At 70.2% G+C, this 12,701-nt stretch carries 10 protein-coding genes; 2 read left to right on the forward strand and 8 right to left on the reverse strand.

Going from position 1 to position 12,701, the window contains the following annotated elements; all coding sequences use genetic code 11:
* Positions 1-133 precede the first annotated feature (133 nt).
* The 4 genes from ndk to ACZ4FV_RS04985 all read right to left on the reverse strand — a co-directional run bounded on the left by ndk (position 134) and on the right by ACZ4FV_RS04985 (position 5,158).
* Positions 134-544: a nucleoside-diphosphate kinase gene (gene ndk, locus ACZ4FV_RS04970; protein WP_020550731.1), complete on the reverse strand. Its 411-nt coding sequence runs from the start codon at positions 542-544 to the stop codon at positions 134-136.
* A gap of 118 nt (positions 545-662) precedes the next feature.
* A complete protein-coding gene (locus tag ACZ4FV_RS04975) occupies positions 663-998 on the reverse strand; it encodes a DUF4233 domain-containing protein (protein ID WP_395862912.1) in 336 nt (111 codons plus the stop codon).
* Positions 999-1,000: 2 nt separating this feature from the next.
* Entirely contained in the window at positions 1,001-2,410 is a 1,410-nt protein-coding gene (gene folC, locus ACZ4FV_RS04980; RefSeq protein WP_402234285.1) for a bifunctional tetrahydrofolate synthase/dihydrofolate synthase, read from the reverse strand.
* A gap of 114 nt (positions 2,411-2,524) precedes the next feature.
* Entirely contained in the window at positions 2,525-5,158 is a 2,634-nt protein-coding gene (locus ACZ4FV_RS04985; protein ID WP_395862916.1) for a valine--tRNA ligase, read from the reverse strand.
* Positions 5,159-5,489: 331 nt separating this feature from the next.
* On the opposite strand from ACZ4FV_RS04985, the gene ACZ4FV_RS04990 reads away from it, so the two are divergent.
* Both ACZ4FV_RS04990 and ACZ4FV_RS04995 read left to right on the forward strand, forming a co-directional pair.
* Entirely contained in the window at positions 5,490-6,209 is a 720-nt protein-coding gene (locus tag ACZ4FV_RS04990) for a hypothetical protein (RefSeq protein ID WP_395862918.1), read from the forward strand.
* Positions 6,210-6,337: 128 nt separating this feature from the next.
* The gene (locus tag ACZ4FV_RS04995) at positions 6,338-7,000 is read left to right on the forward strand and encodes a hypothetical protein (protein ID WP_395862920.1); all 663 of its coding nucleotides are present in this window, start codon (positions 6,338-6,340) and stop codon (positions 6,998-7,000) included.
* Between the two features lie 87 nt (positions 7,001-7,087).
* Here ACZ4FV_RS04995 and clpX read toward each other — a convergent pair whose 3' ends face one another.
* From clpX to tig, 4 genes are all read right to left on the reverse strand, one after another.
* Positions 7,088-8,368: an ATP-dependent Clp protease ATP-binding subunit ClpX gene (gene clpX / locus ACZ4FV_RS05000; RefSeq protein ID WP_360304477.1), complete on the reverse strand. Its 1,281-nt coding sequence runs from the start codon at positions 8,366-8,368 to the stop codon at positions 7,088-7,090.
* Between the two features lie 152 nt (positions 8,369-8,520).
* Positions 8,521-9,183 (reverse strand): ATP-dependent Clp protease proteolytic subunit, encoded by a 663-nt coding sequence (locus tag ACZ4FV_RS05005; RefSeq protein ID WP_395862922.1) that lies wholly within the window; start codon positions 9,181-9,183, stop codon positions 8,521-8,523.
* A 141-nt stretch (positions 9,184-9,324) separates the two neighbouring features.
* Positions 9,325-9,897, reverse strand: a complete 573-nt coding sequence (locus ACZ4FV_RS05010; RefSeq protein ID WP_020550724.1) for an ATP-dependent Clp protease proteolytic subunit — start codon at positions 9,895-9,897, stop codon at positions 9,325-9,327.
* Between the two features lie 1,371 nt (positions 9,898-11,268).
* A complete protein-coding gene (gene tig / locus ACZ4FV_RS05015; RefSeq protein ID WP_395862924.1) occupies positions 11,269-12,693 on the reverse strand; it encodes a trigger factor in 1,425 nt (474 codons plus the stop codon).
* Between the last annotated feature and the right edge of the window lie 8 nt (positions 12,694-12,701).

A 12,701-nucleotide genomic window follows, 5' to 3' on the forward strand; every position in this document is an offset into this window, starting at 1 on the left:
CCCGCGCGGCCCGCGCGCGTCGCGCGGCATTCGCCCTTCATCGCGACACGTGCGTCACGGCGGGAATCGACACGGCACGGGCCCGGCCCGGCGCGTGGGGTTGTCGAACACCCCGGGCGCCGCGACCGGACGCTCAGGCGTGCTCGGGGAAGAAGTTCTTGATCTCGCGCTCGGCGGACTCCGGCGAGTCGGAGCCGTGCACGATGTTCTCCCGGGTGATCGTGGCGAAGTCGCCGCGAATGGTGCCCGGCAGGGCCTTGATCGGGTCGGTGACGCCGGCGAGCACGCGGAAGGACTCGATCACCCGCTCGCCTTCGACGATCAGCGCCACGGACGGGGCCGAGGTCATGAACTCCACGAGCGGGGCGTAGAACGGCTTGCCCTCGTGCTCGGCGTAGTGCCGCTCGATCGTCTCGCGGTCCATCACCCGCAGATCGAGCGCGGCCAGGGTGAAGCCCTTGCGCTCGATACGGCCGATGACCTCACCGACGAGACCACGCCGGACTCCGTCCGGCTTGACCAGGACGAGCGTGCGCTCGGACACGTTGGCTCCTTGCTTCCTCGAAAGGGGGGTACGGGCACAGACCTCGCGACCCGACGAACGGTCAACGCCCAGAGCCTATCCGGGGTAACGCATCAACCTTTCGGCCGTACGCCTTCAGTCACTCGGCGGTAGCCATCCGGGCCGCCTTGGCGGCGTCGATGATCCGCCCGACCCGGATGCAGCCGTACCAGATGGCCGCGAACACCACGCCGATCAGGAACATCATCGGGACCACGAAACCGGTCACGAACAGGCCCAGTTGCAGCGCCCAGCCGGCGGTGATCGCCCACGGTTCCTTGAGCTTGGCGCACAGCAGCACGCAGAAGAGCGCGGACGGCCCGGCGACCGCCCACAACACGCCGGTGGAGATGTCGGTGAGTCGCATCGCGACCAGCGCGGCGAGGCAGATCACCATGGCCTGGCCGATCAGGTGGGTCGAACACAGCGCGCGCATGCTCAGGCGTCCCTTCCGTTGCGATGGCCGGCTCCCCCGGTGTCGGCGCCCTTGAGCAGCACCCGGGCCTCGCCGACGGTGACCACGGAGCCGGTGATCAGCACGCCCGCGCCGCCGAGGTCGCCCTCCTCCTCGGCCAGCGTGACGGCGGCCTCGATCGCGTCCGGCAGGGCCGGCTGCACGTCGACCCGGTCCGCGCCGAACACCTCGACCGCGAGCGCGGCGAGTTCGTCGACCGGCATCGCGCGTGGTTGCGAGTTCCGCGTCACCACGACCTCGGCGAGCACCGGTTCGAGCGCCTCCAGCACACCTCGCACGTCCTTGTCGCCCATCACGCCGACCACGCCGACCAGATGCCGGAAGTCGAACGAGTCGGTCATCGCCTGCGCGACGGCCCGGGCGCCGGCGGGGTTGTGCGCGGCGTCGATCAGTACGGTGGGGCTGCGCCGGACGATCTCGAGTCGGCCCGGCGAGGTGACCGACGCGAACGCCTCGCGGACCAGGTCCGCGTTCAGCGCGCCACCGCTGGTGAGCCCGGGTCGATCGGCCACCCCGACGCCCATGAACGCCTCCACGGCGGCCAGCGCGACCGCCGCGTTGTGCGCCTGATGGCTGCCGTGCAGCGGCAGGAAGACGTCCTCGTACTCCCCCGCCAGGCCGCGCAGGGTGAGCAACTGGCCGCCGACCGCCAGGTCGCGCCGGACCACGCCGAACTCCATGCCCTCGCGGGCCACCGTCGCGTCCACCTCGACCGCGCGTCGGATCAGCGCCTCGGCCGCGTCCACCGGCTGTTGCGCCAGCACGACCAGGCTGTCCTTCTTGATGATCCCGGCCTTCTCCACCGCGATCTCGCCGGGCGTGCCACCGAGCCGGGCGACGTGGTCCAGCGCGATCGGGGTGACCACGGCGACCGTGCCGTCCACCACGTTGGTCGCGTCCCACGTGCCGCCCATGCCGACCTCGACCACCGCGACGTCCACCGGCGCGTCGGCGAACGCGGCGTACGCCATCGCGGTGATCACCTCGAAGAAGGACAGTCGGTACGGCTGCGCGGCGTCCACGATGTCGATGTAGGGCCGGATGTCGTGGTAGGTCTCCACGAACCGCTCGGCGCTGATCGGCTCGCCGTCCAGGCTGATCCGCTCGGTCATCGACTCGACATGCGGGCTGGTGAAGCGGCCGGTGCGCAGTTGGAACGCGCGCAGCAGCGCCTCGATCATCCGGGCCGTGCTGGTCTTGCCGTTGGTGCCGGTGATGTGGATGACCGGGTACGCCCGCTGGGGTTCGCCGAGCACGTCCATCAGCGCGACCACGCGGTCGGTGGACGGGTCGAGCTTGGTCTCCGGCCAGCGCCCGATCAGCTCGGCCTCCACGGCGCGCTGCGCGGCCGCTGCCTCGGCGGGGTCTGTCACTGGTGTCACCGGTTCCGATCGAGTTCTTCGGGGGTTGGGGCCGAGCCGGGGTGGCGGCTCGCCGATCGTCCGCGCGGCCCGGGTGGGTGTGCCCGGGTCGCGCGGCCGCTCGGATCAGGCGGTGGGCAGCCGGTCGAGCTGGCCCTTGATGCGTTCGATGTCGGCTTCGGCTCCGGTCAGCTTGTCCCGGACCTTGTCCACCACATCGGCGGCGGCCTTGGCCAGGAAGCCGGCGTTGCCGAGCTTCTTGGTGTTCACGTCTCGGACCTTCTCCGCCTCGGCCAGGTCCTTGGTCAGTCGCTTGCGCTCGGCGGCGAAGTCGATCGCGCCGGACAGGTCCAGCTCGATCACCGCGCCCGCGACCGGGAAGGACGTGGTCGCCGCGAAGCCCTCGCCGGCCGGTGTGCAGCGGGCGAGTTGCCGCAGCGCCGCCTCGTGCGCGGCGATCGCGGTGCCCGCGAGCGAGATGTTGGCCGGCACCCGCTGGCCGGGTTTGAGGCCCTGGTCCGAGCGGAACCGGCGAACCTCGGTGATCACCTGCTGGAGCGTGGTGATCTCGGCCTCGGCAGCCGGGTCGGCGAACCCGCTCGGGGTGGGCCACTCGGCGGGCACGAGCGACTCGCCGCCGGTGAGCGTGGTCCACAACTCCTCGGTCACGAACGGCACGATCGGGTGCAGCAGCCGCAGCGTCACGTCCAGGACGTGGCCCAGCACGCGCCGGGTGGCCTGCGCGGCGGCCTCGTCCTCACCGTTGAGCGGCAGCTTGGCCAGTTCGACGTACCAGTCGAAGACCTCGTCCCAGGCGAAATGGAAGAGCGTGTCCGAGAGCTTCGCGAACTGGTAGTCCTCGTAGTACGCGTCCACCTCGGCCACGACCGCGTCCAGCCGGGACAGGATCCAGCGATCGGCCGCCGCGAGCTGTTCGGCGGCCGGCATCGGACCCTCGACGGTCGCGCCGTTCATCAGCGCGAACCGGGTCGCGTTCCAGATCTTGTTGCAGAAGTTGCGCGAGCCCTGGACCCAGTCCTCGCCGATCGGCACGTCCGTGCCGGGGTTGGCGCCGCGGGCCAGGGTGAAGCGCAGCGCGTCGGTGCCGTACGCGTCCATCCAGTCGATCGGGTCGACCACGTTGCCGAACGACTTGGACATCTTCTTGCCGAACTGGTCGCGGACCAGGCCGGTGAGCGCGATGGTGTGGAAGGGCGCCTGCCCGTCCATCGCGTACAGGCCGAACATCATCATCCGGGCGACCCAGAAGAAGATGATGTCGTGCCCGGTGAGCAGCACGTCGGTCGGATAGAACTTGGCCAGGTCGGCGGTCTGCTCGGGCCAGCCCAGCGTGGAGAACGGCCACAGCGCGGAGGAGAACCACGTGTCGAGCACGTCGGTGTCCTGCGTCCAGCCCTCGCCGGTCGGCGCCTCGTCGTTCGGACCCACGCAGACCGTCTCGCCGTTCGGGCCGTACCAGACCGGGATCCGGTGGCCCCACCACAACTGGCGCGAGATGCACCAGTCGTGCATGTTGTCGACCCAGCCGAAGTAGCGCCCGGCCAGCTCCTGCGGGTGGATGGTCACCCGGCCGTCGCGCACCGCGTCGCCGGCGGCCTTGGCCAGCGGCTCGACCCTGACCCACCACTGCATGGACAGGCGCGGCTCGACGGTGGTCTTGCAGCGCGAGCAGTGCCCGACCGCGTGCGTGTACGGGCGCTTCTCGGCGACGATCCGCCCCTGCTCGCGCAGCGCGGCCACGATCGCGAAGCGCGCCTCGTAGCGGTCCAGTCCCTCGAACGGGCCGTGCACGGTGACGATCGCCCGCTCGTTCATGATCGAGGGCATCGGCAGGTTGTGCCGGCGGCCGATCTCGAAGTCGTTCGGGTCGTGCGCCGGGGTCACCTTGACCGCGCCGGTGCCGAACTCGGGGTCCACGTGCTCGTCGGCCACGATCGGGATCCGCCGCCCGGTGAGCGGCAGTTCGATCTCGGTGCCGACCAGGTGCGCGTACCGCTCGTCGCCGGGGTGCACCGCGACGGCGGTGTCGCCGAGCATGGTCTCGGCGCGCGTGGTGGCCACCACGATCGCGGCGTCGCCGTCGCCGTAGCGGATCGAGACCAGCTCGCCCTCGTCGTCCTGGTGCTCGACCTCGATGTCGGAGATCGCGGTCAGGCAGCGCGGACACCAGTTGATGATGCGCTCGGCGCGATAGATCAACTCGTCGTCGTAGAGCCGCTTGAAGATGGTCTGCACGGCCTGGGACAGGCCCTCGTCCATGGTGAAGCGCTCCCGCGACCAGTCGACGCCGTCGCCGAGGCGACGCATCTGGCCGAGGATCTTCCCGCCGTACTCTTCCTTCCACTGCCAGACCCGGTCCACGAACTCCTCGCGGCCCAGGTCGTGCCGGGACTTGCCCTCCTTGGCCAGCTCGCGCTCGACCACGTTCTGGGTGGCGATGCCGGCGTGGTCCATGCCGGGCAGCCACAGCGCCTCGAAGCCCTGCATGCGCTTGCGGCGGGTGAGCGCGTCCATCAGCGTGTGCTGGAACGCGTGGCCCAGGTGCAGCTGTCCGGTGACGTTCGGCGGCGGGATGACGATCGTGTACGGGGGCTTGTCACTCTTCGCGTCGGCCTCGAACCAACCCGCGGCTACCCAGCGCTCGTACAGCTTCCCCTCTACCTCGGCGGGGGTGTACTGGGAGGGAAGGGCCTGCGGCTGCTCGGCGGCAGCGGCTGCGGGAATGGTGTTCTCGGTCACCGCCCCAGTCTACGGAAGGCGCGCGGGCGCCTTCGACGCGGCGGCGGTGGGGCGGTGGCAGGGCGGTGGCGCGGCGGGCGGGCGACGGCCGGGCGGCGCTGACGCGGCCGTCGAGGCGGCGGGCGCGCAGGGGGCGCGGCGGCGGGCGCGGAGGTCGGTTTCGCGCCGGAGGCGTCCCGCCCTTGTCACCGTGCTGTCACCGCGACCCCGCCGGGCGCCGGGCACCGCTAACTTGCGCCGTGGGCGGTATCCGGTTTCGACGATGGGGGCATCGGTCGGGGCGTCGGGAGCCGGCCCGATATCCGTGAATCCGTGAATCCGGGGGGATCTCGTGCGTACTCGCACCTCGACACTGCTCACCACCATCACCGCCGTCACCGTCTCGGTGCTCGGGGCATCCGTGCTGACGGGTTGTCAGGCCAAGGACGACAAGGCCGACCGGAGCGGCCCGGCGGTCGCCACACCGGACCGACCGGCCGACGCCGGGGCGACCTCGGCCGTGACGCGGCCGGCGGAGCTGCCGAGCGGCAAGGCCCAGCCGACCGCGCCCTCGACATCGGTCCCGTCCGGCCGGCCGTCGACGCCGGCCGGTGTGCGCAGGCTCCAGCCCGCCGCCCGGGCGGGCGGCCTGACCCGGCTGACCGACGGGCCCACCGACGTTCCGGTCGACCCGGGCGAGGTGCGCGACCGCGTCAACAACGTGGTGGTCGCGGCATACGGCGCGACCGGGGCCGGCCCGCGCGCGGTGCTGTTCGTGGGCGTGGACGGGATGACCGGGGTCGACGGCAAGCGGCTGGAGCACATGCTGCGCGGCATGGTCGAGTACGTGAACGGCAGCGGCGGCAGCGTCCCGGACGGGGTCACCATGAAGTCCTACGACGCCGGCCCGCTGGGCGGCACGCTGGAGTGCATGCCCGGTTCGGCCGCCGGGCCCGCGGCGATCTGCGGGTGGGCGGACCGGTACACGACGGCTGTGGCCTACTTCGAACAGTCGTCGGCGGATCAGGCCGCGGCGAAGTTCAAGGCGATGCGCGCGGATCTGGAGAAGTAGCGGCGGGGCGCTCCCGGATGCGCCGGCGGGGCCGCGGCGGAACGCGCGTTCGTGCGTCGCCTCGCGGCCCTACCGTCGTTGTACCGGGTACCGATGACGTACGGCCGAGCCACGAGGTGGTGGGGGCGATGAGCGACGGGTACGGCGGCATGCAGGAGTCCGGGACGAGTGGCGCGGGATACCCGAGCGGCCCACCGACCGACGCTCCGCCGCCGAGCGACCGCTCCCGGGACCGGGCCGCGCTGCTCGTGGGCGTCCTGGGCAGCGCGGCGGTGGTCGTGGCCGCGGTGGTGGTCGTCGTACTGCTGCTCGACTCGGGCGGCAGCGGCGGCGGTCCGAGTCGGCCGCGCGGCCTGCCGACCGCGCCTGCCGGCGTACGGATCGCCGGACCGCTCGTGATGCCGACCACGATCGAGGCCCGAGGCCCGGTCCCCCACCAGGAGTTGCCCGGCACGGTCGGCGAACTCGACGCGACGATCGGGCGGACCTTCACCGACGTCCGAACCGAGGTCTTCGGCGGCGGGCAGATCGGCGAGACGGTGCTGCTGACGCTGGCGACCAGGCGGGACACGGCGCCGGCGGCATACGTCCGGGACTTCGTGCCGGCGGTGTCGCTGACCGAGGATCCGGCCGTACCCGGCCCGCCGGGGTTGCTCCGCTGCTGGAGCAACCCCACCACGGCGATGTGTCTGTGGGGCGACGAGCACGATCTCGTGCACGTCAGCGACGGAGCCGGTGTCGCACACGCTCGGCTGGTGATCGCGAACGTGTACGCGGGCACCGCCCGATAGCCGTCCTGGGCACCTCGGCTGTCGTCCCGGGGGCTTTCCGGCCGCCGTTCGGCTTCCGCTCGGTTGCCGGTGGGTGGAGGGTTCGGCTCAGGCGCTCTTGTCGCGCCGCTCCCGCTTGACCACGTCGCGCGGCACAAGCGTGGGATTGACGTGCTTGAGCACCACCTGGTCGGTGACCACGACGCGGGCCACGTCCTTGCGGGACGGGACCTCGTACATCACCGACTGGAGCACCTCTTCGAGGATCGCCCGCAGGCCGCGCGCACCGGTGCCGCGCATGATCGCTTGGTCGGCGATCGCCTCCAGCGCCTCCATCTCGAAGTCCAGCTCGACCCCGTCGAGTTCGAACAGCCGGCGATACTGCTTCACCAGCGCGTTCTTGGGCTCGGTCAGGATCTGGATGAGCGCCTCGCGGTCCAGGTTGTGCACCGAGGTGAGCACCGGAAGCCGGCCGATGAACTCCGGGATCATGCCGAACTTGAGCAGGTCCTCGGGCATCACGTCGGCGAACGAGTCGGCGCTCTCCACATCGCGCTTGGAGCGGATCTGCGCGCCGAAGCCGATGCCCTTGCGGCCGACCCGGCCTTCGATGATCTTCTCCAGGCCGGCGAACGCGCCACCCACGATGAACAGCACGTTCGTCGTGTCGATCTGGATGAACTCCTGGTGCGGGTGCTTGCGGCCGCCCTGCGGCGGCACACTCGCGGTGGTGCCCTCGATGATCTTCAGCAGCGCCTGCTGCACGCCCTCACCGGACACGTCGCGCGTGATCGACGGGTTCTCACTCTTGCGAGCGATCTTGTCGACCTCGTCGATGTAGATGATCCCGGTCTCGGCCTTCTTGACGTCGTAGTCGGCCGCCTGGATCAGCTTCAGCAGGATGTTCTCGACATCCTCGCCGACGTAGCCCGCCTCGGTGAGCGCGGTCGCGTCGGCGATGGCGAACGGCACGTTGAGCATCCGGGCCAGGGTCTGGGCCAGCAGCGTCTTGCCACAGCCGGTCGGCCCGAGCAGCAGGATGTTCGACTTGGCCAGTTCGACGCCGTCGTCCCGGGACGCCTTGGCGGACTCGCCCGCCTGGACCCGCTTGTAGTGGTTGTACACCGCTACCGAGAGCGCCTTCTTGGCGACTTCCTGCCCGACCACGTAGCCGTCGAGGAACTCGTAGATCTCCCGCGGCTTGGGGAGCTCCTCGAACTTCAACTCGGAGGACTCGGAGAGCTCCTCCTCGATGATCTCGTTGCACAGGTCGATGCACTCGTCACAGATGTAGACACCCGGACCGGCAATGAGCTTCTTCACCTGCTTCTGGCTCTTTCCGCAGAACGAGCACTTGAGCAGGTCGCCACCGTCACCGATGCGTGCCACGAGGTGCATCTCCTTCGCCTGGGCCCCGGATGTCCCGGACCTGGTGCCTGGTCTTTCGACGGTACCCCGCCGGAATCTCCGATCCCCCGGTTTTGACCATCAACCGGTCACCGTTGTCCGGTCGGCGGCAAGCCGCCGACCGGGCGGGGACACTAGCCGACGACCTTCCGAGGTGCGGTGATCTCGTCGATGAGGCCGTACGCAAGCGCCTCTTCGGCCGTCAGAATCTTGTCGCGCTCGATGTCGTCGCGAACCTGCTCGATCGGCCTCGTGCTGTGCTGCGCGAGCATCGTTTCCAGCATGGTGCGCATGCGCTGGATCTCACGAGCCTGGATCTCCAGGTCGCTGACTTGCGCGCGCCCTGTTTCACTGTACGGCTGGTGGATGAGGATGCGGGAGTTCGGCAGCGCCATTCGCTTGCCCGGAGTTCCCGCGGCGAGCAGAACGGCGGCGGCGGAGGCCGCCTGGCCCATGCACACCGTCTGGATGTCGGGGCGCACGAACTGCATCGTGTCGTAGATGGCGGTAAGCGCCGTGAAGGAACCGCCGGGCGAGTTGATGTAGATCGAGATGTCCCGATCGGGGTCCATCGACTCGAGCGTCAGCAGCTGCGCCATCACGTCGTTCGCGGAGGCGTCGTCGACCTGGACACCCAGGAAGATGATCCGCTCCTCGAACAGCTTGGTGTACGGGTCCTGCTCGCGGAAACCCTGCGACGTGCGCTCGATGAAACGCGGCAGGACGTAACGGCTCTCGGCGCTGCGCGAGGCCAACGGTGCCAGGCCCTCGGGCCGGTGGAACAGATTGTCATTCATGGAAATCTCAGCCCTCCGGGACTGCGGACTCGACTCAGTGGCTGGGCGACCGGAGGCCGACTCACGCTGTTTCCCAGCCGGGGTCGGCTGGTGTGGATCAGCTGTCGGTCAGCCGGGTTCAGCTGTGTACAGCCGCCGGTATCAGCTGGTGCTGCCGGTGTTGGGAACCTCGGCCGCACTGCGAACCACGTGGTCCACCAGGCCGTATTCCTTGGCCTCCTCGGCGGAGAACCAGCGGTCGCGGTCCGAGTCGTGCTCGATCTTCTCGGGGGTCTGCCCGGAATGGTGCGCGATCAGGCGAGTCATCTTGCGCTTGGTGCGCAGGAGCTGCTCGGCCTGGATCTTGATGTCCGACGCCGAGCCACCGAGACCGGCGGACGGCTGGTGCATCAGGATCTCGGAGTTGGCCAGCGCGATGCGCTTGCCGGGGGCTCCGGCGGTCAACAGGAACTGGCCCATGGAGGCGGCCAGGCCCATCGCGACGGTCGCGACATCGTTGCTGATCCACTGCATCGTGTCGTAGATCGCCATGCCGGCGGTGATGGAGCCACCGGGCGAGTTGACGTAGAGCCAGATGTCCTTTTCCGGGTCCTCTGCGTTCAGCAACAGGAGCTGGGCGGAGATCGCGTTGGCGATCTGGTCCTCGACCACCGAGCCGAGGAAGATGATCCGCTCGCGCAGCAACCGGTTGTAGACCTGGTCGTCGAGCCCCATCCCACCCGGCTGAGATGCACGCGAAGTGGGCACCGCGAGCCCCGGAGTCACGATCTGCGGATTCGTCACGTATCCACCTGCTCGTTTCCGACGGCAATCCCGAGCCGTCACGAAGTCGACCTTGGGAGGCACCTGCGTTCGTGGCGGGTGACCCCCTTCGTACAGCGACCCTAACGCGCGGATCGTCGCAGGCCATCCCAGACTCAGGACTGTTCGCCCAGAGCGCAGCAAGGCGGCATCCGGGCGGTATCGGGGTAGTCGCGCGCGGATCGAGCGAGGCCGGGACAACCTTCCGGTCCCGGCTCCGCCGCCCCGAGTCCCGCGTCGGCCCCGGCCCGACCGCGCCGACTGCCCGCCGCGACCCCTGGTGCGGACCGGTGCGGACCGGTGCGGACCGGTGCGGTGCGGTCCCGGCCGGGACCGGGCCCCGGGCCCGTCCTCTCGAGCCCCGCGTCGCGCCCGGCCGACTCGGCCCGGCACGACTCACGCCCGCTGCGCGCCCCGCAGGCTCGCTGGGCCGCTCGGGCAGATCGGCCGGGATCGCGGGGAGCTCGGGTGGCGGAACCGGGATCGCGCGAGCTCGGGGTGGCGGAACCGAAGACGCGCGGAGCTTGGGGTGGCGGAACCGAAGACGCGCGGAGCTTGGGGTGGCGAAACCGAAGACGCGCGGAGCTTGGGGTGGCGAAACGGAAACCGCGCGGAGCTTGGGGTGGCGAAACCGGAATCGGGGGCTCGGTGGGTACCGGGACGGGGTCTCCGGCGCCATGGGCCCGTGTCCTGCGCCGTGCGGGCGGCAACGGGTTGCCGGGCGAGAGGGCGAGAACGGCTGCCACGGGCCGCCGATCGCGCGAGCCGATATCGGACACCGACTCGACTCGCGCGGAGGCTCCTCGGGGCCGGCGCAGGCATCTTCGGGGCCGTCGGCGACCAGCCGACGCGCGCGGCCCGGTACGAATCGGCGCGACACGGATCGCGAGACCGGCGACGGATCGCGAGACCGGCCCCGCACGGTGGTTCGCCCGCGCGAACCATCCGCGCCACCGTCGCCACACCGCGCACCTGCCGCACCGCCGAGCGGACCCGATCTCCGAACACGGCCGGGCGGCCCGGCATCCACCCGACCGTGCGACCGGCTCCAGGCGTACTCCGAGCGTGGGAGCCCTCCCCCCGCCGCCCCTCCCGCACCCACCCGTGCGCCTCGCGCCCGAAACGCACTTCGGGCCCGGTCTCCGCCGAAGCGGGGACCGGGCCCGAAGCGTCGGGTCCTACTCCCTACAGCTACTACGCCCTACACGCACTGCGTGCGCCGCGGGTCACCCCGACCGGCCATCGCGAGTCGCGCGCGTCGCGAGGGCGTCGCGCGAGTGTGGATCAGGCCTCGGCCTTCTCCTCCGCGGTCGCGTCCGACGCGGGAGCGGCCTCTTCGGTCTCCGCGTGGTCGTGGCCCTCGTGGTTGTCCGCGTCGTCCGCGTGCAGGTCGACACCGAGGCTGACCTCGTTGCCGGACGCGTCCTTGGCCTTGGCGCCCTTGGCGATGACCTCGAGGGCCTTGCCGCGAGCGACCTCGCCGACCAGGACCGGCACGTAGCCGGACTGCATGACCTGCTGCGCGAACTGGTCCGGGCTCATGCCGGACTGCTGCGCCCGCTGGATGAGGTGCTGGGTCAGCTCTTCCTGGTTGACGGAGAGCTGCTCCTTCTTCACCACCTCGTCGAGCACGAACTGGGCGCGCATGCCCTTGCGGACGCTGTCCTGGAGCTCGGTCTCGTACTCCTCGGCGGTCTGGCCCTGGATCTCCAGCCACTTGGCCAGGTCCATGCCCATCATGCCGAGCTGCTGCTCGAGCTGACCGCGACGCTGCTCGATCTCCTCGGTGACGATGCTCTCCGGCAGCGGCACCTCGATCTGCTCGAGCAGGGCTTCCAGAACCTTGTCCCGACCCTCGTTCTGCTGGTCGTGCAGCTTCTGGTGGTCGAGCTTCTCGCGCAGGTCCGCCTTCAGCTCGTCCAGCGTGTCGAACTCGCTGGCGAGCTGCGCGAAGTCGTCGTCGAGCTCGGGGAGCTCCTTGGCCTTGACGGTGGTCACCTGGACCGAGACCTCGGCGGTCTCGCCGGCCGCGCTGCCACCCTGGAGCTCGGTCTCGAAGGTCTTGGTCTCGCCGGCCGACGCGCCGATGACGGCGGCGTCGAGGCCGTCCAGCATCGTGTCGCCGCCGATCTGGTACGACATCGCCTTCGCGACGCCGTCCTCCAGCACCTCGCCGTTGACCTTGGCCTCGATGTCGATGACGACCGTGTCGCCCTCGGCCGCGGCCCGCTCGACGGTGTTCAGCGCACCGAAGCGGTCACGCAGCTCTTCGATCTTCTCGGCGACGTCCTCGTCGGTGACGGTGATGTCATCGACCTCGACCTCGATGCCGGAGTAGTCCGGCAGCTCGATCTCGGGACGGGTGTCGACCTCTGCGGTGAACTTCAGATCGGCACCGCCGGCCAGCTCGGTCACGTCGGTGACCTCGGTGACCTCGGGCTGGCCCAGGACGCGCAGCTCGTTCTCCTCGACGGCCTTGCCGTACGAGGAGGAGAGGATCTCATCGAACGCCTCGACGAAAACGGCCTCGCGACCGAAGCGCTGGTCGATGATGCGAGCCGGGATCTTGCCCTTGCGGAAGCCCGGGACCGTCACCTGCTTGCCGATCTTCTTGTACGCCGCGTCGAGGCTGGGCTTCAGCTCCTCGGAGGGAACCTCGACGGTGAGCCGAACCCGGGTCGGGTTCAGCGTCTCGACGGCGCTCTTCACGGTAAGGG

This window comes from Embleya sp. NPDC025285 (assembly GCF_055558835.1).

Coding starts and splice junctions, on each gene's coding strand:
- ACZ4FV_RS04975 (WP_395862912.1), bottom strand. CDS start 998: ATGCGCGCGCTGTGTTCGACCCACCTGATCGGCCAGGCCATGGTGATC.
- ACZ4FV_RS05005 (WP_395862922.1), bottom strand. CDS start 9,183: ATGAATGACAATCTGTTCCACCGGCCCGAGGGCCTGGCACCGTTGGCC.
- ACZ4FV_RS04995 (WP_395862920.1), top strand. CDS start 6,338: ATGAGCGACGGGTACGGCGGCATGCAGGAGTCCGGGACGAGTGGCGCG.
- ACZ4FV_RS05010 (WP_020550724.1), bottom strand. CDS start 9,897: ATGGGGCTCGACGACCAGGTCTACAACCGGTTGCTGCGCGAGCGGATC.